Origin of the sequence: Helicobacter canadensis MIT 98-5491 (assembly GCF_000162575.1) — a bacterium.
In the GTDB taxonomy this organism is placed as follows: Bacteria; Campylobacterota; Campylobacteria; order Campylobacterales; family Helicobacteraceae; genus Helicobacter_D; species Helicobacter_D canadensis.
In genome coordinates this window covers 354,745-378,177 of the sequence record NZ_CM000776.2, presented here as the reverse complement: position 1 = coordinate 378,177, position 23,433 = coordinate 354,745, and the positions used below count along the sequence as shown (strand labels likewise).

At 33.6% G+C, this 23,433-nt stretch carries 20 protein-coding genes, 3 tRNA genes and 1 pseudogene; 14 read left to right on the top strand and 10 right to left on the bottom strand.

Annotated elements, in window-relative coordinates; translation table 11 throughout:
• Window positions 1-7: 7 nt before the first annotated feature.
• Both HCAN_RS01930 and HCAN_RS01925 read left to right on the top strand, forming a co-directional pair.
• A tRNA-Ala gene (locus HCAN_RS01930) sits at window positions 8-83 on the top strand.
• Between the two features lie 6 nt (window positions 84-89).
• Window positions 90-166 (top strand) — tRNA-Arg (locus tag HCAN_RS01925).
• Between the two features lies 1 nt (window position 167).
• Here the strand turns inward: HCAN_RS01925 and HCAN_RS01920 are convergent.
• The 4 genes from HCAN_RS01920 to HCAN_RS01905 are packed head-to-tail and all read right to left on the bottom strand — an operon-like array spanning window position 168 to window position 3,458.
• Window positions 168-581, bottom strand: a complete 414-nt coding sequence (locus tag HCAN_RS01920) for a hypothetical protein (protein ID WP_006655048.1) — start codon at window positions 579-581, stop codon at window positions 168-170.
• 12 nt (window positions 582-593) lie between these two features.
• The gene (recO, locus tag HCAN_RS01915) at window positions 594-1,205 is read right to left on the bottom strand and encodes a recombination protein RecO (RefSeq protein ID WP_006655047.1); all 612 of its coding nucleotides are present in this window, start codon (window positions 1,203-1,205) and stop codon (window positions 594-596) included.
• Between the two features lie 9 nt (window positions 1,206-1,214).
• Complete coding sequence (locus HCAN_RS01910) at window positions 1,215-1,994, bottom strand: thiazole synthase (protein WP_006655046.1); 780 nt, start codon at window positions 1,992-1,994, stop codon at window positions 1,215-1,217.
• 27 nt (window positions 1,995-2,021) lie between these two features.
• Window positions 2,022-3,458: an NAD(P)H-hydrate dehydratase gene (locus HCAN_RS01905; RefSeq protein WP_006655045.1), complete on the bottom strand. Its 1,437-nt coding sequence runs from the start codon at window positions 3,456-3,458 to the stop codon at window positions 2,022-2,024.
• Window positions 3,459-3,551: 93 nt separating this feature from the next.
• Between HCAN_RS01905 and HCAN_RS01900 the strand changes: the two genes are divergently transcribed.
• The 9 genes from HCAN_RS01900 (at window position 3,552) to HCAN_RS01860 (ending at window position 11,612) form a co-directional block, all read left to right on the top strand.
• On the top strand, window positions 3,552-3,983 hold the full coding sequence (locus HCAN_RS01900; RefSeq protein WP_006655044.1) for a hypothetical protein: 432 nt from the start codon (window positions 3,552-3,554) through the stop codon (window positions 3,981-3,983).
• A gap of 81 nt (window positions 3,984-4,064) precedes the next feature.
• Window positions 4,065-4,778, top strand: coding sequence for a UMP kinase (gene pyrH / locus HCAN_RS01895; protein ID WP_006655043.1), 714 nt, complete (start codon window positions 4,065-4,067; stop codon window positions 4,776-4,778).
• 13 nt (window positions 4,779-4,791) lie between these two features.
• Window positions 4,792-5,010, top strand: a complete 219-nt coding sequence (locus HCAN_RS01890) for a DNA-directed RNA polymerase subunit omega (protein ID WP_006655042.1) — start codon at window positions 4,792-4,794, stop codon at window positions 5,008-5,010.
• A gap of 37 nt (window positions 5,011-5,047) precedes the next feature.
• On the top strand, window positions 5,048-7,195 hold the full coding sequence (locus tag HCAN_RS01885) for a RelA/SpoT family protein (protein WP_006656741.1): 2,148 nt from the start codon (window positions 5,048-5,050) through the stop codon (window positions 7,193-7,195).
• 9 nt (window positions 7,196-7,204) lie between these two features.
• Window positions 7,205-8,419 (top strand): tyrosine--tRNA ligase, encoded by a 1,215-nt coding sequence (gene tyrS, locus HCAN_RS01880; RefSeq protein ID WP_006655040.1) that lies wholly within the window; start codon window positions 7,205-7,207, stop codon window positions 8,417-8,419.
• 11 nt (window positions 8,420-8,430) lie between these two features.
• Entirely contained in the window at window positions 8,431-9,528 is a 1,098-nt protein-coding gene (locus HCAN_RS01875; protein WP_006655039.1) for a nitronate monooxygenase, read from the top strand.
• On the top strand, window positions 9,522-10,607 hold the full coding sequence (locus HCAN_RS01870; protein WP_006655038.1) for an N-acetylmuramoyl-L-alanine amidase family protein: 1,086 nt from the start codon (window positions 9,522-9,524) through the stop codon (window positions 10,605-10,607). The genes HCAN_RS01875 and HCAN_RS01870 overlap by 7 nt, the downstream gene beginning before the upstream one ends.
• Before the next feature lie 8 nt (window positions 10,608-10,615).
• The gene (locus HCAN_RS01865; RefSeq protein ID WP_006655037.1) at window positions 10,616-11,455 is read left to right on the top strand and encodes a hypothetical protein; all 840 of its coding nucleotides are present in this window, start codon (window positions 10,616-10,618) and stop codon (window positions 11,453-11,455) included.
• 82 nt (window positions 11,456-11,537) lie between these two features.
• Window positions 11,538-11,612, top strand: a tRNA-Asn gene (locus tag HCAN_RS01860).
• A 524-nt stretch (window positions 11,613-12,136) separates the two neighbouring features.
• Here the strand turns inward: HCAN_RS01860 and HCAN_RS01855 are convergent.
• From HCAN_RS01855 to HCAN_RS01845, 4 genes are all read right to left on the bottom strand, one after another.
• Window positions 12,137-12,568, bottom strand: a complete 432-nt coding sequence (locus HCAN_RS01855; RefSeq protein WP_006656740.1) for a hypothetical protein — start codon at window positions 12,566-12,568, stop codon at window positions 12,137-12,139.
• Window positions 12,555-12,806, bottom strand: coding sequence for a hypothetical protein (locus HCAN_RS01850; protein ID WP_006656739.1), 252 nt, complete (start codon window positions 12,804-12,806; stop codon window positions 12,555-12,557). Before HCAN_RS01850 ends, HCAN_RS01855 begins: the two co-directional genes overlap by 14 nt.
• 115 nt (window positions 12,807-12,921) lie before the next feature.
• On the bottom strand, window positions 12,922-13,065 hold the full coding sequence (locus tag HCAN_RS08200) for a hypothetical protein (RefSeq protein WP_006655034.1): 144 nt from the start codon (window positions 13,063-13,065) through the stop codon (window positions 12,922-12,924).
• Window positions 13,066-13,074: 9 nt separating this feature from the next.
• The gene (locus HCAN_RS01845) at window positions 13,075-13,659 is read right to left on the bottom strand and encodes a hypothetical protein (protein ID WP_006655033.1); all 585 of its coding nucleotides are present in this window, start codon (window positions 13,657-13,659) and stop codon (window positions 13,075-13,077) included.
• Between the two features lie 210 nt (window positions 13,660-13,869).
• Here HCAN_RS01845 and HCAN_RS01840 point away from each other — a divergent pair, with 210 nt between their 5' ends.
• Window positions 13,870-15,948 carry a TonB-dependent receptor domain-containing protein gene (locus tag HCAN_RS01840; protein WP_006656737.1) on the top strand — a complete coding sequence of 693 codons (2,079 nt, stop codon included), beginning with the start codon at window positions 13,870-13,872 and terminating at the stop codon, window positions 15,946-15,948.
• Window positions 15,949-16,304: 356 nt separating this feature from the next.
• Here HCAN_RS01840 and HCAN_RS08395 read toward each other — a convergent pair whose 3' ends face one another.
• Window positions 16,305-16,427, bottom strand: coding sequence for a hypothetical protein (locus tag HCAN_RS08395; protein WP_006655031.1), 123 nt, complete (start codon window positions 16,425-16,427; stop codon window positions 16,305-16,307).
• Window positions 16,428-16,467: 40 nt separating this feature from the next.
• On the opposite strand from HCAN_RS08395, the pseudogene HCAN_RS08375 reads away from it, so the two are divergent.
• Both HCAN_RS08375 and HCAN_RS01830 read left to right on the top strand, forming a co-directional pair.
• Window positions 16,468-16,935 (top strand): annotated as a pseudogene (locus HCAN_RS08375) (filamentous hemagglutinin N-terminal domain-containing protein); the annotation flags it as partial.
• A gap of 2,858 nt (window positions 16,936-19,793) precedes the next feature.
• A complete protein-coding gene (locus tag HCAN_RS01830; RefSeq protein WP_006656736.1) occupies window positions 19,794-21,557 on the top strand; it encodes a ShlB/FhaC/HecB family hemolysin secretion/activation protein in 1,764 nt (587 codons plus the stop codon).
• Between the two features lie 128 nt (window positions 21,558-21,685).
• Here HCAN_RS01830 and HCAN_RS01825 read toward each other — a convergent pair whose 3' ends face one another.
• Window positions 21,686-23,422, bottom strand: a complete 1,737-nt coding sequence (locus tag HCAN_RS01825) for a flagellar assembly protein A (protein WP_006655028.1) — start codon at window positions 23,420-23,422, stop codon at window positions 21,686-21,688.
• Between the last annotated feature and the right edge of the window lie 11 nt (window positions 23,423-23,433).

The following is a 23,433-nucleotide window of genomic DNA, read 5'->3' as shown; positions in this document are numbered from 1 at the left end:
TTTTTAAGGGGTGTTAGCTCAGCTGGGAGAGCGCAACGCTGGCAGCGTTGAGGTCAGGAGTTCGATCCTCCTACACTCCACCAATATGTGCGTCCGTAGCTCAGCTGGATAGAGCAACAGGTTGCGGTCCTGTAGGTCGGGGATTCGAATTCCTCCGGGCGTACCACTTACTTTTCTTTTTGATAAATCAACTTCTCACTTAAAAGCAATCCATTATCGGTATATTTTATCCACAAAAGCTCTAATGCAAAAATCTCTCCACTAGCAAGCTTTGCAAAGGGAAATTGAGAATAATAAAGGCTTTTTTGCTCATTTGTAGCTTGTTTAAAAAGTGCTTTTATCTGCACCCCTTTGATTAAAATAAGCTTCTTACTATCCTTAGTAATAGAAATTCCAATATGAGGATTTTGAGTAGCTAATTTAATATGTTTAGAATCTAAAGCACTTTTGATTAATAAACAATAATCTTTTTCATCTAAAGCATAATAGCAGTTTGCAATATACACTCCCTCATCTTCATCTCTAACGCTAAAGGTAAGCAAATGATTCTTAGCAATGAAATTTAATATTTTCTGATCCATATTAATCCACTTCTACAATCCAAGCTTTAAAAGATTCCAAAGCTTCTCCACTTCTTCATCTTCTAAAAACTCGCCCCTAGAATCTAGCCATTGCTTGATATGTACTTTGTTAAAAACTTCTCCTTGCAAACAGCCCTTATGACCGCAAACAACTCCCCTACCCAAAACTATCTCTTCTTCCAATTCTCTCTCACAAACAAGACAACTTGAAAGCGGATTTTTTCTGCCTTCAAAATCAAGTAATCTTGCATAAAGATTTAAAATACAACGCTTAGGTTCTTCTTTTTGAAGGTATTTTGCACCTTTTTGCAAATGATCAAAATAAAAAGAATCCAAACGATTAACATCACGCAAATGTTGATTGAGTAATTTAAGATATTGTTGCCAATAATAACGCTTATTTGATTCACATTCCCATTGAAATGCCAAATGAATAGGCTCTCTTAACTTACCTATCTCCCTTAAATCTTGTTCAATCACAAAATCAATTTTATTGCCTAAATGGATAATACTATGTCTTGCACCATAGAATCGATAAAGCGTATAAAGATGAGTGCAAGAGAGGATTCTTACAATCAAATCCTCATCCCTTACCCTTTGGGTATGGAGTATAAAACCTTGCAATTTTAAACCTTAAAACTCTAAAAGCCCTTCTGTTGGAGAACTTGCAGTAGCATAGGGTTTTTTAGGAATTCTACCAGCAAGATAACTTTTTCTTCCTGCTTTGACTGCCTCACACATTGCCTCTGCCATTAAAATAGGATTCTTAGCTTGTGCAATAGCCGTGTTAGTAAGCACACCATCAGCTCCAAGCTCCATTGCAATAGCTGCATCAGAGGCACAACCTACCCCTGCATCAACAATCACAGGAATCTTAATAGCCGATTTAATAAAGGCAATATTGTAGCGATTTTGAATCCCAAGCCCACTACCAATTGGTGCTGCAAGTGGCATTACTGCACTTGCACCGGCATTTTCTAAATGCTTTGCCATAACTGGATCATCATTGCTATAAGCAAGCACTACAAAACCCTCTTTAGCAAGCACCTCGCAAGCTTTAAGCGTTTCTAGGACATCAGGATAAAGCGTTTTTTGTGTATCACCAATAATCTCTAGCTTAATAAAATCAATCCCTGTTGCTGCCTTAGTAAGTCTAAAAAGCGTAATAGCTTCATTAGCATTCACACAACCAGCAGAATTTGGAAGAAATTGCACAGAAGAATCTTTAAAATAATCCAAAAGATTCTCTTCATTAGGATTTGTGATATTCACGCGTCTCACCGCCACGGTAATCATCTCTGCTTTTGAGGCAAGAGTGGCTTCATAAGTGGTTTTAAAATCTTTATATTTCCCACTACCTACAATCAAACGACTTTCAAAAGTTTTATTACCAATGATTAAAGAATCATTCATTTTATATCCTTAATTAAATAATTTTTCTTAAAGATAGCGAATTTGAGTAATTAAATCAAGGGGGCTTAAAGAAAAATCTGCATTTTTTTGGGTAAATTTTTGTGCACAAAGGCTATGGGCTAAAACTCCTTGAATACAAGCTTCCAAGCTAGAATAATTTTGTGCCAATAACCCTGCAACAATCCCTGCTAAAACATCTCCACTTCCCCCTTTTGCTAAAGCATTGCTTCCAAGAGGATTAATATAAACTTCCCCATTTTTAGCAATAAGACTATTAGCTCCCTTTAAAATTAGCGTGGTATTAGGGTATTTACTAGAGAACTCTTGTGCTAGGGCAATACGATTTTTTTGAATCTCATCCACTGCCATTTCCTTGTTTTCTAAAACTTCCAAAATTACACTAAATTCTTTTGGGTGAGGCGTTAAAATAACTTTTGAGAAATTTTGTATCAAATCTTTAAAAACTTTGTGATAAAAAATATCCGCATCAAGCAAAATAGGCAGATCCAAAAAATTATTCAAAGATTCCAAAGAAAAAGTATTTTCTCTGCCAAAGCCCATTCCAAGTGCAATTGCCGTAGTGTTTTTGGGGATAAAGTTTGCATACATAATTTCATAAGGAAGATTAGAAGGAGCAGCACGGCTAACAAGACTAACAAGCCCTACCCCTATTCTAAGCCCTGCTAGAGCACTTAACAAACTCGCTCCACTCTTCTCACCACCCAACACACTTAAATGCCCAAAACTGCCTTTATTGCAATTTTGCAAATCGCGTTTTGGAGCTTTGAAATCACTGCTTTCTAAAAGTTTAAAATTAGAATTAGGCACAAAAACACTCTCACTAATTCCTAATTCCAAACAATAAACTTCACCCACAAAATCTTTTGCATAATCACTAAAAAGTGCGTTTTTTAATGCGCCCATTGTCAAGGTAAAATCAGCCCTAAAGGCAAAAGGAATTGCTCCAAGAAATCTTGGATTACCATAAAGATCAATTCCACTTGGAATATCACAGGCAATTTTAATAGCCCTAGTTTCATTAAGCTGTGTGATAAGATTCTGCATTTGCAAAGAAAATTCACCCCTAAAACCAATCCCAAAAAGTCCATCAACAATCACATCAAAACTAGAGAGATCAACGCCCTCAAGGTTTGAGAGAAAAACTAAAGAATCACAAGCCTCAAGTCGTTTGAGTTGGATTTGAGATAGAGTGCTTTTAACTCCCAAAGGCAAAAAAATCTTTAAATTGTATTTTCCAACAAGCATTCTAGCCAAAGCTAAGCAATCTCCACCATTATCGCCACTCCCACAAACCATAAGAATTTTACTCCCCAAAGGAAATTTCTGCGCTAAAAACTCCGCCATACCCCTTGCAGCATTTTCCATTAAAACTTCAGAAGATAGAAAAAATTCTTCCCTTGCCCGATTATCAAGCTCTCTTGTATCAAAATATAAATGGCGCATTTTACCTCCCTTAAGAATAAAACTCTTTTGTCTTATTATTTTCTTTAGAATCTTAACAAAATATGCTATAAATTCAGGATTATTTTATAAACAATGGGATTTAAACTTAAAATGAGACATTGGATTATTGCATTAAGTTTAATATTATTTTGTGGTTGCGACAAGGGAGATTCCAAAAAAGACAATCCTAGTGAAAATAACTCACCCAAAGTCACACCTAAAAAACTTGAAGATTCTACAGACAAAGAAGATGACAATCACACAAAAAATCCAATCAAAGGCAAATTAAAAAAACACCTAGAAGAACTTAATTTACAATTACAGCAAAAAAGCTTAAATAATCTGCAATTCAATCAAGGCACCAAGGAACATATTAGACACTTTGAAAGTCTTTATAATCGCCAAGATTTACCAAAGCAAAGAGATTCCACCCAACAAAATCCCAATGAGATTTTAGAAAAAGCATATGAAATCCAAAATCAACAATTAAAAAAATTGCAACAGAAAAATGATGAAATTTGGTAGAACACACCAAATCTTTACTTATTCGTAAGTATCTTTTGAATATAATTAAAAATTTCAAAAGTTTTAAAAAGGGCTTAATTAATGGCAAAAAGAGTTTTAGTAAAATTTTCTGGGGAAGCTTTGGCAGGTGAGAGTGGCTTTGGGATTGAAAGTGGGATCCTTGATTATATTGCAATGGAGCTTAAAACATTAGTCAATAGCGGGATTCAAGTTGGAATTGTTATTGGTGGGGGTAATTTTATCCGAGGTGTAAGTGCTTCACAAGGCGGAATCATTAGACGCACAAGTGGTGATCATATGGGAATGCTTGCTACCATTATCAATGGAGTAGCTATGCAAGAAGCACTAGAATACCACGGAATAAATGTAAGAGTGCAAAGTGCTTTAGAAATCAAAGAAGTATGCGAAACTTATATTAACCGACGCGCAATGCGACATTTAGAAAAAGGGCGTGTCGTTATTTTTGTTGCAGGAACAGGAAATCCCTTTTTTACAACAGATACCGCGGCTACTTTAAGAGCTGTTGAAATTGAAGCAGAAGTAATTATCAAAGCCACAAAAGTCGATGGCGTTTATGATAAAGATCCGGCAAAATACGCAGATGCAACAATGCTCAAACACATTAGTTACGAACAAGCATTAAAAGACAATATTAAAGTAATGGATGACACTGCCATTGCCCTAGCAAAAGACAATGCACTACCTATTGTGGTGTGTAATATGTTTAAAAAAGGAAATCTTTTGGCTATTTTAAAACAAGAAGAAAATGCCATTTACTCTAAAGTTTCAAATTAAAAAAGGATAAAAAATGAGAATAGAACAAATTGCATCTAAAGCATTAGAAAAAGTTAATTTTGATAGATATTTACTTTCAAATATCATTTTTGCAAGAATTGATGAATTAAGTCGTGGTGCTAAACCATTGGTCAATAAAAATCCCAAAGTTGATAAGCTCTCTGATATTGCTTTATTGGAGATTGCTGAAGGAAAAATCGGATTAGAAAGAGTAGAGGAAGCACAAAAGTAATTTTGTATTTTTAATTTTTCTAAATTTAAGGCAAAAAGTGGAATTTCTTAAAAAAGTCACTACCATCACAACACCCCAAAAGGCAATAGAATTACTCTATGGTATGCTAGAAGTTACTCCAAGCATTGAACGAGCTATTGCTTTTGCAACCGAGGCACACAAGAATCAAAAAAGACGCAGTGGAGAGCCTTATATCGTGCATCCATTGCTAGTTTCTTGCATTGTTGCACATTTTGGCGGTGATGAAGTAATGGTTTGTGCAGCACTTTTGCACGATGTAGTAGAAGACACAGACTACACTTTAGAAGATGTTAAAAAAAACTATGGCGAAGATGTGGCTTCATTAGTTGATGGGCTAACAAAAATCGTTGCCATTCGCGCAGAAGAACTGCCTGCTTCTCACTCCAATGAAAAACTAGTAGTCGCGGCTTTGAGCTTCCGCAAAATGCTAATTACTTCGGTTAAAGATGTGCGAGTTTTGGTTGTCAAGTTGTGCGATAGGCTACATAATATGCTAACTCTTGGGGCTTTACCACCCAATAAACAACGCCGAATCTCAGAAGAAACCCTAGTCGTTTATGCGCCTATTGCTCATAGACTTGGAATCTCCACACTAAAAAATGAATTAGAAGATCGAAGTTTTTATTATATTTTTCCAGAAGAATACCGAAAAATTCAAGATTATTTTCTCAATCACAAACAAGCTATTCAGCTCAAACTCAATGCTTTTATGCAAAAGGTTAAAAAAAGCTTGATTCAAAGTGGAGTGCCTGAGGGCGACTTTATCCTTCAAAGCCGAGTAAAACGCCACTATTCTATCTATCTTAAAATGCAACGCAAAGGCATTTCAATTGAAGAAGTCTTAGATTTACTTGCTATAAGAGTGATTGTTAAAAATGAGTTAGATTGCTACAAAGTGCTTGGAATCTTGCATTTAAAATTCAAACCCATTATGTCACGCTTCAAAGACTATATCGCCCTGCCTAAAGAAAATGGCTATCAAACAATCCATAGCACACTTTTTGATGATTCGGCTATTTTTGAAGTGCAAATTCGCACCGAAGATATGCATCGCAGTGCTGAATATGGGATTGCTGCTCATTGGATTTACAAAACCGGTGGAAATAGCGGACCTAGTCTTGATTGGCTTAACAAATTGCAATTCCAAAACAATTCAGTTGAAGAATTTTATGAGCTTGTTAAAAACGATCTTTATCGCGAAGACATTGTTGTTTTTTCGCCCGATGGAGACAATTACTCCTTGCCTATAGGTGCTGTTGCACTCGACTTTGCATATGCTGTGCATACAGACATTGGGAATCGCGCCAAAGAAGCCTATGTTAATAACCAAAAAACTTCGCTTTTAACCGCCCTAAAAAGTGGCGATATTGTCAAAATTATTACTGCAAAAGAAACTATTTTGCGGTGTTCTTGGATGGATGCTGTCAAAACTTCTCGTGCTAAAAATCAAATCCGCATTAATTGCGCTTCGAGAATCAAAGAAATTGAGAAAAAAAGTGCGATTAATATTATCGCGACTATTTTTGACAAAAGTGCTGAAGAAATCGAAGGATTTGTCAAAGAAAGCGGACTAGATGAATCTATTCACAAAGCAACCACCGATATTGCTTTTTTAAAAGATATTAAAAATCGTATTAAAAACTATTACACACAAAAAGCAGGGTTTTTAACACAAATTAAAATACGCATTTTAAAACTTAGAGAACTGCATTTTGATAATCTTGTGATTCAAACCAATCACACTCTCAATCAAGCGGTTTTTGATTATTGTTGTCACCCAAAATTTGGCGATGGCATTATCGCTTTTAAAAATGGATCTAAGGCATTTGTTCATCATAAACTTTGCGATAGAGCGTATTTAGAGATTCAAAAAGGCGTCAAAATGCTTTATGTCAATTGGCTTGGAGACAGACTACAAACCTATAAACTCATCGTAGCCTTAGAGAATCAAAAAGGGGTTTTGGCAAATTTCTTGCAATTTTTAGCAAAATGTGATATTAATGTTTTAGGTGTTGAGCTAGGTTCGCAAAAAAGCACTTATGCCACACATTGCGAAGTGCGTTTTGAATCGCATATTGCAGATGTCAAAGAGCTAAAAACTCTATTTGGAAATCATTATAAAATTATTGATGTTTATGCACTCAAAGATGCGTATGCAAATTAAGGAGAAAAAATGAGCGTAGAATCGCAAGTAAAAACCGCTTTAGCAGAAATCCAAAGAGGCACTCAAGAGATCATTGGATTAGAATATATTGAAAAACTCATAAGAGACTATTTTGAAAATGGAAAAACTTTCAAGGTTAAAGCAGGATTTGATCCAACTGCACCTGATTTACACTTAGGACACACCGTGCTTTTGCAAAAACTTGCCACTTTTCAAAAATATGGTGGTATTGTGTGTTTTCTTATCGGCGATTTTACAGGAATGATTGGAGATCCAACAGGCAAAAGTGAGACTAGAAAACCCCTAAACAAAGAACAAGTCTTAGCTAATGCAAAAACCTATGAAGAGCAAGTTTATAAAGTGTTAGATTCTTCAAAAATGGAGATTGCTTTTAATTCAAAATGGCTTGATAATTTAGGCACACGCGGAATGATTGAGCTTGCTGCAAAATTTTCTGTAGCTAGAATGCTCGAGAGAGATGATTTTGAAAAACGCTTTAAGAATCAAAACCCCATTAGCATTGTGGAGTTTTTCTATCCTTTGTTGCAAGGCTATGATTCTGTGGCTTTAGAATGCGATATTGAATGTGGAGGAACAGATCAAAAATTTAATTTGCTTATGGGTAGGCACTTACAAAGAGCCTATGGAATCCCAAAAGAGCAATCAGTGGTTATGGTCCCTCTTTTAGAAGGCTTAGATGGTGTGCATAAAATGAGCAAAAGCCTGGGAAATTATGTGGGAATCACACAAGAACCAAAAGAAATGTTTGGGCGATTATTAAGCATTTCAGATACCCTAATGTGGAGATATTATGAACTTTTAAGTTCCAAAAGTCTAGCAGAAATCCAAGAAATCAAAGAAAGCGTAGAAAAAGGCAATTTACATCCAAAAACAGCCAAAGAAAATCTTGCACTAGAAATCATCACACGCTACTATGATGCACAAAAAGCCAAAGAAGCCAAAGAAGAATTTGACAAAGTCTTTAGCAAAGATGAAATGCCAAGCCAAATGCCCACTTTTGAAAAAAACAGCGGAATTTGGATAGCGCAACTTATGAGCGAATGCGGTTTGTGCGTCTCAAACTCCGAAGCATTACGCCTTATTAAACAAGGTGGAGTAAAGGTCAATGGACAAAAACTAGAAGATTCTAAATTAAATTTACAAATAGGCGAATATGTCATTCAAGCTGGGAAAAGAAAATTTGCCCGCGTAATCATCAAATAAAAAGGGAATTTATGCTATCTAAACTACAATTAAAACCTTTAAAAATTGGAAAATACACAATTCCATTCCCCATTATTCAAGGAGGAATGGGAGTTGGAATTAGTTGGGATAACCTTGCAGGTAATGTTTCAAAATATGGAGCACTTGGGGTAATTTCTTGCGTAGGAAGTGGATATTACAAAAAGAGTGCTTTTGTGCAAAAAGTCATCAAACATCGTCCTTTTGATACTATTAATTTTTACTCCAAAGAATCTTTGTTTGAAATTTTTAAAAATGCACGAAAAATTTGTGGTAATAATCCGCTTGGAGCTAATGTTTTATATGCCATTAACGAATATGGGCGTGTAGTGCGTGATGCTTGTGAAGCAGGAGCAAATATGATCATCACAGGTGCAGGATTGCCGACTAATATGCCAGAATTCACAAGTAATTTCCCCAATGTAGCACTCATTCCTATTGTTTCTTCAGCTAAAGCTTTGAAAATTTTATGTAAGCGTTGGGAAGGAAGATACAAAAAAATCCCTGATGCAGTGATTGTAGAGGGACCACTTAGCGGCGGACATCAAGGTGTGAGCTATGAAGATTGCTTTAAACCCGAATATCAGCTTGAAAGCATTGTGCCTGAAGTGCTAGAAGAGAGTAAAAAATGGGGCGAGATTCCCATTATTGCTGCGGGGGGAATTTGGGATAGAAATGATATTGACAAAATAATGGCATTAGGTGCAAGTGGAGTGCAAATGGGGACAAGATTCTTAGGTTCTGAAGAATGCGATGCACTCTATTATAGAGAATTGATGCCAAAAATCAAAAAAGAAGATATTGAGCTTATTAAATCGCCTGTTGGCTACCCTGCAAGAGCCATTGTTACAGGTGTTATTAAAGGATTACGCGAGGGTAGAAAACCAAAAATTGCTTGTATTAGCAATTGTGTTTCACCTTGCAATCGCGGACAAGAAGCAAAAAAGGTTGGCTATTGCATTGCTGATGGCTTGGGTGATGGGTATCTTGGTGATCCTATCAATGGATTATACTTTACAGGAGCCAATGGATACCGAATCGAAAAAATCCAAAGCGTCAAAGAAATCCTTGATGAATTAACGCAATGCTAAAAATCATTATTTTATTTTTCTGCTTTTTTCATTTTGTTTGGGGTAATAATTTAGAGATTCATTCTATTAAGCAAACTGCAAATGGAATCACGCTTGGTTTTAACCAAACTATTGAAAAAAAAGATTTTAAAAGTTTTGTGCTAGAAAGCAAAGAAGGATTGCGTTATGTCTATGATATACCCGCAGTTCTTATGGGTAAGGCAAAATTATTAAAATTTGAAGGAGAGATTAGCCTAAGAATCGCACAAAATTCTCCAACAAAAGTGCGCTTAGTTATCCAAAGCCCAAAGAAACTAACTATCTCTTTAAATACTTCTCAAAAACAAGCGCATTTTTCCTTTCTTAAGACAATCTCTATCTCATCGTTGTTTGAAAATAACACACAACAAGAAACCTTACAAAAAAACAATAAAATCATTGTGATTGATCCTGGTCACGGCGGAAAAGATTGTGGAGCCATTGGGGTTAATAAAACTTGCGAAAAAATTATTGTTCTAAATATTGGGAAATATTTAAGAGATGTCTTACAAGCGCGTGGCTACAAAGTCTATATGACAAGAAGTAGCGATAAATTTATCAAACTACGAGAGAGGACAAGTTTTGCCAATGATAAAGAAGCAGACTTGTTTATTTCAATCCACGCTAATGCCATTGTTGATAATAAAAATTCACTAGAAGGAGTGGAGAGCTATTTTCTCTCCACTGCAAGAAGTGAAAAGGCAAAAAATGTCGCGGCACTAGAAAATAAAGATGATATTGAATCAATGAATTACTTTTCTAAACAATCTGTTTTAAACACTCTAAACACGCAAAGAATTATCGCCTCAAATCGACTTGCTATTGACATACAATATGGAATGCTACAATCTCTAAGAAAAAATTACAAAATTGTTGATGGCGGAGTGAGAGAAGGTCCTTTTTGGGTTTTAGTGGGAGCTTTGATGCCATCAGTTCTACTAGAAGTTGGTTATATCACACACCCAACAGAGGGCAAACGACTAGCACAAACCGCATTCCAAAAAAATATTGCCAAAGGGATTGCCGATGGCATTGATAATTATTTTATAAAAAATCCATAGGGGCAAAGATGCGTAAAATCACCTTACAAAATACTCTCTTTTCATCCTTATTTTTTATTTTAACTATTTTTACTCTTTTGACATTGCTATTGAGTGGAATTGTTTGGGATTTTCGGCAAATGTTTAGGTTAGTTACTCAACCTTATGGTGTGTATTATTGCGTTGGAATCACATTTCTAGCTTGTGGAATCATCATAAGCCTTTTTCATATAGCACGAATCTATTCTAGTCATTTACCAAAATTCTATAGTGCTACAATTTTAATAGCTTTATGTCTCTTTGTCTGGCTTTTGTATTATGAATTTTTTGAGCTTAAACGATTTACTTATGATATTTTTTCACTAGAAGATTCTTTAAAATTTACTAAAGAAGATATTTTCAAAAAAAACTCTTATCAGCTTTATTTAGATTATGGCATTTATTGCTTCTTTATTATCTTTCCCTTTGTGGTTTATTTCTTTCAACTCAATTTTGACAAAAGCACAAAAATTGGCAGAATCTTACAACTCACGCAACCTAATTTAAATACAATCATTATTGCTTTATTTGGCTTTACTGTTACTCCCTTTTTTAAAAATGGCGTGCTAGGCTATATAGACTTAGTGCTTATGTTAGCTGGATTAGCAATGGTAATGTTTCTTTGTTGGAAACGAAAATACCTTGTTGGCTCTTATGAATTCTTTAATCTACTCCTTTTGTGGATAGTCTGTCTTATTATGCTCTTTATCTCTCACACTTTTGTTGATGGAGAATCATACTTTGAAGTGCGAAAGGCGTTTTATTTTCTTATGCTTTTTGGGTGGTGTAATAATTGGATGACAAAGCTTACTACAAAGATTCCTGCTTAATTTAAATTGATACAGACTAAAAACAAAATTTTAAATTTGTCTTGACATTTAGATTAAATAAGTATATAATTCTGGCTTTTAATCCGGATTAGCTCAGCGGTAGAGTAGGCGGCTGTTAACCGCTTGGTCGTAGGTTCGAATCCTACATCCGGAGCCATCATTAATCTCTTTCAATAGCTTCTTTACATAATCAAAAATCAAACCTTGAATCTTTAAAAGTTTTAAAAATAAAAGAAATCAAACTATCAATTATTAGGTAAGTTACCCCCTACTTAAAAAGTAAGAGTTCCCAAACTAATGTTAGCTAACACGAAAGACTTTTTGTTTATAGGCTAATTCCTAACCCAAATAACTGCAGAGAATTTGCCATTACACCTTACTTTTATATTCTAAGTATTGAAAGAATGGATAGAATGAAGCATTAAGAAATGTAGATATTTAAATCAACTCCTACACAAGAATCTATTTAGCTTTTAAATAGATTCTCTCTTTCTTTTCTGGGTCTTTGTTTTTATTTTATATAGCAAATATAACTAAATTTAATTATAGAATGTTATATTTTAAAGTAATTTTTTATACAGCCAAAGTGGTGGTGCAACTCATCTCCTACCTAAGAGGCAAGAGTTTTCTTGCTTGTGGTTTGAAAAACCTATAAATACCCCAAAAAATTAATTATTTTATTTATTTGCTCCAAGTCCAAGTCCAAACACCTTGATTTGTGTTAATTGTAGTTTCCAAGACTGAATCCATACTGCAACCAATTGGCAATTTAATCTCTTCAGAAAATGCCATTTCTTTTGGCAAATCTTTTTCTAGGGTAAATTTGGGCAACAAACTATCAACAAGTGCAATGCCCAACATATTACCATAGCCTAAAAGCATACTCATTTCGCCTGTTAAGGCAATCTTGCAATTTCCCCTATTAACACTTACAGAATTGATAACAATATCATTTTTTGCTTGAATTTTAAGTGTAGGTTGCGAAATATTCTCATAACTTTCATATGTAAGCTCAAGTGCTAAATACTCATCTGGATTTTTTTCTCCACAACCACTTAAAAATGTAACCAACGCCAAAGCACCTAAAGCTATCTTGAAATTAATTTTTTTCATTCTTTTCCTTAAGGTTATAGCTAAAATTATCATCATTTGTGATGAGTTCAACTTGTTTAATTTCTTTGCAATTTGTCATAAATCGTACTTTTTGATTTTGATGTATTGTTTTAGGAAAGACTGCATCATAAAATGATTGTATTTTTTCACTTTCGGCTTCAAAGTCCTTTTGATTATAAAAAAATTCAGGAAATTCCTTGCCAAGTCCTGCTTCTTTTGCTATGGCTTGTTTGCTCATTAAGGCACCAATAAACAAAACTTCTGGCTTCTCTGCTTGAAGTTTATTCCAAAATTTATCTACATTAAAAACATATCTTATAGGCTGACATTCTCCACTATTAATAATAATATCATTAATCGATAATTGCCTCTTTATCGCTAATGGTTAATTCAAGCTGATTGCCTTTAATTTCCAAAATTGGTTTTTCTCCACAGCCACCTAAAAATACCACTAACGACAAAGCACCTAAAGCCATCTTAAAATTAATCTTTTTCATTTACCCTCCTTATTTTAAATTTTCTTTACCATACACCCAAAGCATATGATCCATTTGCCTATTATTAAATTCCTCCAAACCATAAAAAGTTCTAATTTCTTTAATAGCCTTTAGCAGATTCTCATAATTTTTTAAGCTATTTTGACTAAGCTTAAAAGAACAAAATTTATCTTTATTATTAAAATGAATTAAGCTCTTTTGGACAAAGCTATCAAAAATAACATATTTATCTTTATTGTGATGAAAGCAATATTTACTCGCAAAAGAATATAAAAATGCTTGTTTGCCTTTAGAGTTTGTAAAATTTGCAATTTTTTCAATAACGCCCGTATCGCCCACTTTTAAGGCTTTATCAATATTTAAATTTAGGATTTGCTCAACAACCTCATGTATTCCATAAATTTTTAAATTTGTGCTATAAAAGCTGTCCAAAACACAAACCTTTAAAAGCACAGATTTTTTATCATTATTGCTTGGATATTGTGAAAAAATATCCACAATCACTTCTTCTTGATCTCTATAATGTTCATATTCCTTAGAATTATCATATTCTGCTAAAGCTTCAAGTAAAGCTTGTTTAGCATTCTCTCTCATTTTACTCCTTTTTGCTAAAGAGAAAAATTTTACCCCCCCCCCCCCCATTAGAAAATGCTTAAATTAAAAATTTTATCAATAATATTGTGAGCGAGATTTCTATTTAATTATTTTTTATATTTCATAATAATATTTATTATCATTTTTATTTTATTTTAAACAAATTGCAAATAGAATTCAATCTCATTATTAATTTAAAAAGGAGAATCAATGATATGCAAAAAGAGTTTGGGCTACACTTCCATAACCCTATCTTTAATACTTAGCACAACTAATGCAAATGCTGCCGAACAATACTTGCTTGATACTTCAGTAGTAAGTGCTAGTGGTTTTTCTCAAGACATTAAAGATGCACCAGCAAGTATCTCAGTCATCACCAAAGAAGACTTAGAAAATCGCCCCGTTCAAGACATTGCAGATGCCATTAGCGACATTCCAGGTGTCAATATTACAAGGGGGAAAACAGGAACTTATGACTTCACTATCCGTGGATTTGGGACAGGATATACTCTTGTGCTTGTGGATGGAAAGCGTCAAAATACCGTAAATGGATTCCACGAAAATGGCTTTAGTGGTGTGGATAATAGCTATTTGCCTCCCATTTCGATGATTGAGCGTATCGAAGTTATTAAAGGACCTGCTTCCACTCTATATGGAGGAGATGCGATTGGTGGGGTAGTTAATATCATCACTAAGAAAAATCCCGATAAATTTACCGGATCAGTCTCCATTGAAACTCAAGCCCAACAACACTATAACCTTTATGGTAATTCAAGAGGTGTTACTGGCTATATGGCATTCCCACTCATTAAAGATGAGCTTTCTCTTGCCCTAAGAGGAAAATATTTTGGTAAAGATCCAAGCAATTTAAAATGGCCTGATAGAAGCTTAACTAACCAATATGCAAGCCATAGTCCGGGCGAATATAAAATAGGAAATGTAGGAGCAAGACTAAATTGGACAATTAATGATCAAAATAATCTTTATTTAGATGCCGAACATTATTACCAATATTCCGACACAATGAATACAAGCGGTAGGCAAGTTCGATCAATTTCATCCTATAATCGTGATGGAGTAGTTTTAAATCACGATGGTTACTACACTTGGGGGACAACCAATACTTATCTTCAATACCAATACACCGATCAAACTAGCAAATCAAGCACCCCAGTAGCTAATGAAAGCACCGTCTATGTAGCAGAAAGCAAAGCTACAATGCCATTTGACTTCAACTCTTTTGGAAGTGTAATGCTAACAACGGGCGCACAATATCAATGGGAGGGATTTAGAAATGATAGCGGAACCCCACAAACTAATATTTATATCGGACAAACACTAGAACAAAATATCATCGCTCCTTATGCAGAAGCTGAATATTCTATTACAGAAAATCTCATTCTCACAGGTGGTTTGCGTTACACTTATAGCGATTTATTTGAAGGAGAATTTATCCCTAGAGGCTATTTAGTTTATCATCTCACTAACTGGGTTACACTCAAAGGTGGTGTAGCAAAAGGTTACAAAACTCCACAAGCAAAACAATTAGGAGATGGAGTCTATCGCGTAGATAATGGTGATATTCACGGAAACTCTAAACTTAGCCCTGAAACTAGCACTAACTATGAAATTGGAGCAATTTTTGATGTTTGGGATTATGGGAATCTTAGCGTTACAGCTTTCCAAACAGACTTCAAAAACTCTATTGACCAAGATCCTTATGCCAATGGTGAATTAATGCCAAATGGACAAATTTGTGCTGGGGGAACTGATGGTTGCCAACTTATTGTCAATCGCGGAAAAGACAGGGCAAGGGGTGTTGAAGTCGGAATGGACACAGCTACTTGGAATGGCTTTAGTGCAAATCTCTCTTATACTTATATGGAAAAATACGATAGATCTGGAGACTATAAGAATCCTTGGGGAGGAAGCCGATATACCAATCTACCGCGTCATATTGCTGTTGTGAAGCTAAACTATACTCAAGGCAAATTTAGTTCTTTTCTCAAGGCAACAGGGCGTTATGATACCCTAGCTCAAAGCAAAGGTGGAGGAGCAAGTGCGATTCCGGGTCTAATGAAATATGAAGATTTTTATATTTTAGATTTAGGAATTAGCTACAAAATGACAAAAAACTCAACAATCAATTTTGTGATTAACAATCTTTTAGACAAAGATTTCTTTGAACCTTATCGCTATGAAAGTAGCAGAGGTATAAGCTATGCCAATAGATACCAAGATTACACAGAAGGAAGAAATTTTTGGGTGAATTATAAATTAGACTTTTAAATTCACAAAACCCTATATTACTGCGATTCTTAATAATAAATTTCATTCAAAGCTAGATTCATTTATCTAGCTTTCTCCTTAAAATTTCGCCAAAAACCATAGCCCAAAAACTCTCACTTCAACCAACAAAACAAGAATCTTTTCTTTAGCTCTATAGACTAATACCTAATTAATTATAATATTGAGTGTATTTTAATATAAAGTATAATTTATAAATATAATTTAATCAAACAAGTTATAAAATTTTTAGATAACTCTTACAAAAAGGCAAAATTATGTCAAAAAGCTCTAATTCACTGATTATGCGGGGGGGGGGGGGGCAATAACCCTTTAAACGCAAAAAAACATTTCTTAAATTACCCATCTTGCTTAGCAAGGTATTTTACAAAGTCATCTAAATCCCTTGTAAGTATTTCTATTGTTGCAAGCTTAGCATTATCACCTAGTCTATCTGCTGCAAATTTACCTACAATCAGCAATAATCAATTACCAAGTGGGGGTAAGTTTGTTAATGGGACAGGAAGTATTACCACAAATAATAATACAATGAATATCGCAGGTAATAAAACACACAATGTGATTGCTTGGGGTGGTGGATTTAATATTGGTAAAGATGCAAGTGTTAATTTCACTACAGAACAAAAAAATTATTTAAACCTAGATTATACTAATAAAGCTTCACAGATTCTAGGAAAATTAAATGGTGGAACTAATAATATTTATCTAGTAAATCCAAGTGGTGTATTAATAGGCAAAGATGCAAGTATCAATGCTAATAAATTTGGTGTTTCTACTTCACCTATGGATATGACTGCAATTAATAATTTTTCAACTAATGGTTCTTTCTCTCCTGTTTTTAAAGCTAACAAGGGTGATGTAGTTAATATGGGAGCTATTAAGGCTAATGAAGTAAGCTTGATAGCTAAAGAGGTAGGACATGGTGGCGTTATAAATGCTGATAAGATCACATTAAAAGGTAATGTGATTGCTAATGTAGGAAACTTTAGTGATGAAAATAGCAATAAACAATTTTTAGTTGGATCTTTTAACGGAATAGATGGAAATAATATCCAATCTCTAAACCTTGAAGGTGATACAATAAAATTCCAAATTGATAATACTATTGATAAAGTTAATACAATCTCAATCAATGCTTCAACTCTAGCAGAGATTAGTCAATCTACTACTGACATTAAAAACAATGGATATAAACTTAATGATTCTAAGCTTTCAAGTATATCAGCAGTCAAATTAGATAAATTTGCTTCTATTAAAGATACTACAGATTGGAGTAATTTTGCAAGTATCATCAATACTGGCAATGCTAACAACATAGATACTTTCAAACTTATTAACGATATTGATTTTAATAATACATTGATTGATCCTGTAGGAGATGATGCCAATCAATTCTCAGGTAATTTCTATGGAAACAACCACACACTTTCTAATCTACTAATTAATGCAGAGGGGAAATTCTATGTAGGATTATTTGGATATATCAATAATGGAAATGTGCAGGATTTAACCATTAATGGATTAAATTTCCAATACAACAATTCAAATCCACTATATACCGGTGGCTTTGCTGGACGGATAGATAATGGAGCTTTTTCCAATATTGTTTTAAATCATATAGGGGATATTAGCGGTGGTTCTTATACCGGTGGTTTTGGTGGGTTGATAGAGATTGGAGATTTTTCTAATATTATTTTAAATAATATAGGGGATATTAGTAGTAGCGGTGGTTATGCTGGTGGTTTTGGTGGGGATATAGAGAATGGAACTTTTTCTAATATTGTTTTAAATAACATAGGGGATATTACTGGGAATTATGCTGGTGGTTTTGCTGGACGGATAGATAACGGAGCTTTTTCTAATATTGTTTTAAATCATATAGGGGATATTAGCGGGAATGTTGCTGGTGGTTTTGGTGGGTGGATAAGAAGAGGATCTTTTTCTAATATTGTTTTAAATGATATAAGGAATATTAGTAGCAGTAATAGTTCTTATGCTGGTGGTTTTGCTGGGCGGATAGGAAGCGCATCTTTCTCTGACATCTATTTTTATGGAGCTTTAACTTCTGGTGCTAATCAAAATAATATAACCCAACATGACTCAACAGCCCTTGATCTTGCTAATGGTGGTTTAACAACAATTCAAGATCATATGCAAACAGATAGCACTCTAAAAAACCTAGAATATGTTGTAGGAACAAATGGTAATTCCTATCTTCATATGGTAAGTAATGGCAAGATAGGAGATAATGATTCTAACATTGTGTTTAATAAGGATGATAACACTTATAATCTTGAAGTTAGCAATAATCCAACCTCCCCCACACTCCCTTCAATCTCTAATGGAGACACTCTCTCATCTGTAACTTTAGATAAAAATGACTTTGCAGTAGAAATCTTACAATCTATCATTGAAGATATTTTAAGTCAAGATTTTATGTTTGATTTAAATAATTCAAGCTCCCTTGAAACTATCCTTAGTGGAATGGATTTAAATAATCTCACAACTGAAAATATTCAAACTATCTTAGAGGCTTTGTTAGATAATGTAAATGAAGCAGATAAAAAGGAGGTTTTAGAATCCATGAAACAATCTTTAGAATTCTATGCAGAATTTAATCAAGGTGAGAAAGATGGATTGAAAAGCTTGTTTAAATCTTGGTATCAAGATACTAAAGACACCTATAACACCTCTATGAATAAATACACATACTTAATTACAAAACTCCAAGAGATACCTTCTGTTATTGAAGAATTTAAAAAGATTCAAGGAAGCATTGATGATTATAATAACAAGATAGATTCAAGCAAAAAAGAACTTCAAGAAGCCATTAATGCTTATGAGACTTTATTAAAAGACTATAAGGAGCTTTTAGCTTCTTATGATAGCGATGATTCTGAATTTAAAAATAATTTTAATGCTCTTTATAATACTTTTCAAGATAATCTCAAAGCTTTTAATACTCAATTAGCAGATTATGATGCTATGCTAAAGGATTACAATAATGGAAGTGCTACTTATAATGATACTCTAAATGCCTATGAAGCACTAACAGAAAAATATGAAGCACTAATGGATTCTCACAATAGCGTTAAAAAAGCAGCACTTGCTTATCAAGATAAGAATAATATAGCCAAAGGAGAATATGCAGTCCTAGAAAATAAAATCAATGCACTCAATGAGGCTTTTAATGTAATCTCTAATAAAAACTATGATTTTACAGAAACGCATACAGAATTAACTACACAAGGGGATGAAGTTAAAAATAAATACTCTTTAGGAAATAAAACCAACTATGAAGGAATGAGTAAGGGTGGATTTACCTTTAATGGAACATTGGCTAATCTCTTAGATTCAACATCAAATATAGATATTCCCTCACAAGATGATAAGCCATTATTGGGAGATATAGAGATGCCTAATGATTTAGACTTAGCAGGATTTGATCCTAATTCTAATCTTAGTGTAAAATTACCTGAAACTCCAGAGTTTAAACCAGAACCAGAAATTCCAGAGAATCTACCAAGCTCTGATGATGGTGCTGGAGAAGTGCATATAGATATTACTAAACTTGTAAATGTTTCTAAAGAATCTATGCCTTCTTTAGGAAGTCCTGTCTTTACCCTTCCTGCTCAAGAAGAGATTAAAGAAGAAGTAATAACACAAGCAAATGAGATTAAAGAAGGATCGTGCATTGTAAGTGGTAATATAAAAACTAGCAATCCTTGTTCGCAAGCTAGAGACAATGAATAGGAAATAAGAAGAGTGAGAGTGATAAAGAAATCTAAAGAAATCAAGCAAACAAAATTTTAATAAAAAGGAAACTTGTGGAAAAACTTATTTTGAAAAATATCGTTTTAGCTTCTTGTCTTTTAACAGGAGTATTTGGAGAACAAAACAAAGAAAACGCAGAAGCTTTAGAGCAAATGATAGAGATTTCTCCTTATAAAAATGTCCCTCAAAACAAAAACATTCAAAATACTCTAAAAAATAAACAATCCCCTTTAGATATTAAAATGAATAAACAAGATTCTTTACAAAAAGATTCCAAAGAAACCCCAAATAAAGAGGGATTGGTAGCACCAAGTAATGAAGAATTTCGCTTTAAATATAAATTCATTGTAGATACTAAAGAAGATGGAAAAACACTCACTTTAGAAGATCTTGGAATTAATGAATTGCAGCTTAAAAAAGCCATTGACTCACAAAAGAAATCAAAATTAAATGTGGAAACCTTACAAGAAATTGCTAATATCGTTTCTTATTATTTTCAATATAATGGCTACCCATCAGCAACTGCCTATATCCCACAACAAGAAATCACAGATTCAATCCAAATTAATATCTTAATAGGCAAACTTGGGGAATATCAAGTTAAAAATTATTCTAAGCATCTAAAAAAGAGTGCTATTAGCTCTAAATTGAGCCAATCTTTAAAGGGAAAGGTTTTAAGAACTAAAGAATTAGAAGATGTGATTTATAAAATCAATGAAATGTCAGGAATTAAAGCAAGTGGAAGTTTGATTGCAGGAAGCAAGTATGAAACTACAGATGTGATTATTACAATAGAAGATTCTAACAAAGCCAATGCGATGCTTTTCTTTGATAATTATGGAAGCAAGGGTTCTGGTGTTTATAGAGCGGGTGTGAGTGGTGCTTTAAACAATCTCTTAGGATATGGGGATTCTCTTAATTACTTTGCACAACTTTCTGATGAAATACAAAAGAGTTATGGAGTAACTTATAATGCCTTTTTAGGAAATCTTAAAATCTCTCCTAGAGTGCTTAGGAGTAATTATGAATTAGGGGGAGAATATGAGAATTTAGATGCCTATGGAAATTCTCTAGATTTAGGAGTAGATTTATCCTATCCACTTTTTATTAACACCACTAATTCTCTATACCTTACTGGAGGTTATGTTTATAGAAAGCTTGAAGATATTTATGGAAGCTTTGAAGTTAATTTTAATAAAGAAAGTAATGCCTTTTATTTAGGAACTGAAGGAACCTTTGGTTTAATCCCCAATAATATTCTAAGCTACAATACAAAAATAACTTATGGAGAAGTTAAGCCTAGAAGCTCCTTTTTAGAATCAAGTCCTGCTATGGGAGATTTTTGGAAGTTTAATGCCTCTTTAAATAACTCTTATTATTTTAATGATAGCTTGACACAAATTCTTAATCTTAATTTGCAAAAAACATTGGGAAATTATCAATTAGATTCTAGTGAAACTGCATCTCTAGGAGGACCTTATGGCGTTAGGGCTTATCCTAATGGATTTGGAGAAGCTGATAGTATGATTTTAGCTACATTTGGATTGCGAGCAAATCTTTTAAATCCTAATTTTTATCTTACGCCTTTTTATGAATTTGCGTATGGTTGGAATGAAAACTATCAAAACAATTCAATTAATATGTTAGGCAGGGGAGATAAAAATGATGTCTTTGTGGATGCAGCAGGATTAGAACTGCTTTATCTTATGGATAATCGCTTTTATGTTAAAATGGACTTAGCTAAAGCCGTGCATAAATATGTAGCAGATGGAAAAAGAAGAGATAGACTTTATATAAGCACAGGATTCTACTTCTAATTAATTCCAACAAAACTCAAAGGATAAGAAACCTTTGGGGTGGAATTGTATATGAATATAAATGAGTAGGAAATCTTTAAACATAGCAACACTAAAAGTATAGTAGCAGGATTTCTTACAACCTTTTTTTAATTAACAAGATTTTCTCTAGGAAAAAACTCTGCAATCCAATCGCGTTGCTTATCATCATAATCTTCTAATGCCTGAATCTTGAGGCGATTGTTATCTTCTATAACTTCAAAAAATCTTGCTGGATTCTCTTTGCTAAGCAATGCTCTAAGCAAAACTTCTTCTTCATTATTATAAAACTTGAATCTAATTATTGTTTCTGCCTCTCCAATCTCTCCACAAATAACAACTTTGGCTCCTAAAATAGCCTTATCAATATTCTCTAATAGCCTTTCATTATGATAATTAATATTAACAATATCCCGATATTCTTCTAAAAGATCTTGATAATTCTTAAGTGATTTATCATATTGATCTAAAATATTTTGAAGACTTTTTGGAATAGTTTTATCTTGAAAGTCATAAACGATTTTATGCACTTTGCTTTGCATAGCAAGCAAAAAAGTATAAACCTCATCCATTCTCTTTCTTAGATGCTTAAGGCTAACTTGCAGTTTATTTTTTAACACCAAATATTCTGCCCTATCCTTTTTGCTAAAAGCAAATTTAGTAGGGTTGTATTCAAAAAGATTGTGTTCTCCTAAGATATTATCCACCACCAAAGAATGGCGGAAATAAATTTCATTATAAGAGCGGATATTTTTAACATAAACATAATCAGCGATAATCTTCCCACCAAGCATACTCTCCACATAAGCCACTTTAGCCTCTACAATGCCTTTTTCTAAAACATTAATCACTACCATATCAGCTTTAATGTTGCCTTTGTGCGATTTAATATAGGCAATTTTGGCTTCAATCCTTGAATCAGTATGTGTCAAACCATTAATTTTTAGTATTTTTAAAGAATTAGCAGTTTCTTGTTTTTTGGCATTCAATTCATCATCAATAATAAAATAAAGGGGGGCTATTTCTTTTAAAAATCCATCTTTTCTCGCACAAAATTTAATATGCGTAGAATCTTCTAAGGCAACAATACTTGAATCATTTCTAATTTGATGCGATTTAATAGGTTTAATTGACAGAATCTCTCCCTTTAAATCCCTGCCAATATGCCCTTTAATGGCTTTGGTATAGTCTAAAAGCAAATCTCCTTTATGCACAGCTTTCAAGCAAATTTTAGGAATAAATTTAGTTCTCAAATCACAAGCCGCACTTTCATCTTGCATTTTATGGTAAATTTCAAGCTTCTCGCTTTCACCCTCACAACTTGCTACTCCAGAGGCAACTTTAAAGGTAATTTTTGGGGCAATACTATGAGCTTTAAGATTCTCAATAAAAGCATCAATTTGTAAATTCAACTCATTAAACTCTCTAATTCCAATAAGATAGCCTTCTAGCATCATTGCTCGGTAAAGTTCTTGATAAATATCAGACTTCAATCTTTCATAACGCTCTATTCTAACCATCGGAATCAAAGTTGCCATTAATATTGTATCCACTTGAGGCATTAACTCAATTTTAAAGGGCAGATTTTCTCTTTCTTTCTTCTTACACACCTCAATCTTATAAAGCTGCTTAATATCAACTTTAGCAATGTAATTAGTGTCTTTATCAAAAAGATTGAGCGTGCTAATGCTTTTGAAATTATCTTCCCCTTGGCGACTACAAAGAGTGATAAAATCTAAAAGATAGAAATCCATTTCTTCTTGATGAATTTGACTTTGCTCTTTTAAAAAACTTTTAACATCTCCAATCTTTTCAAAAATCTTATAGCCTCTTGAGGCAAAAAGCATTTTACTATTCC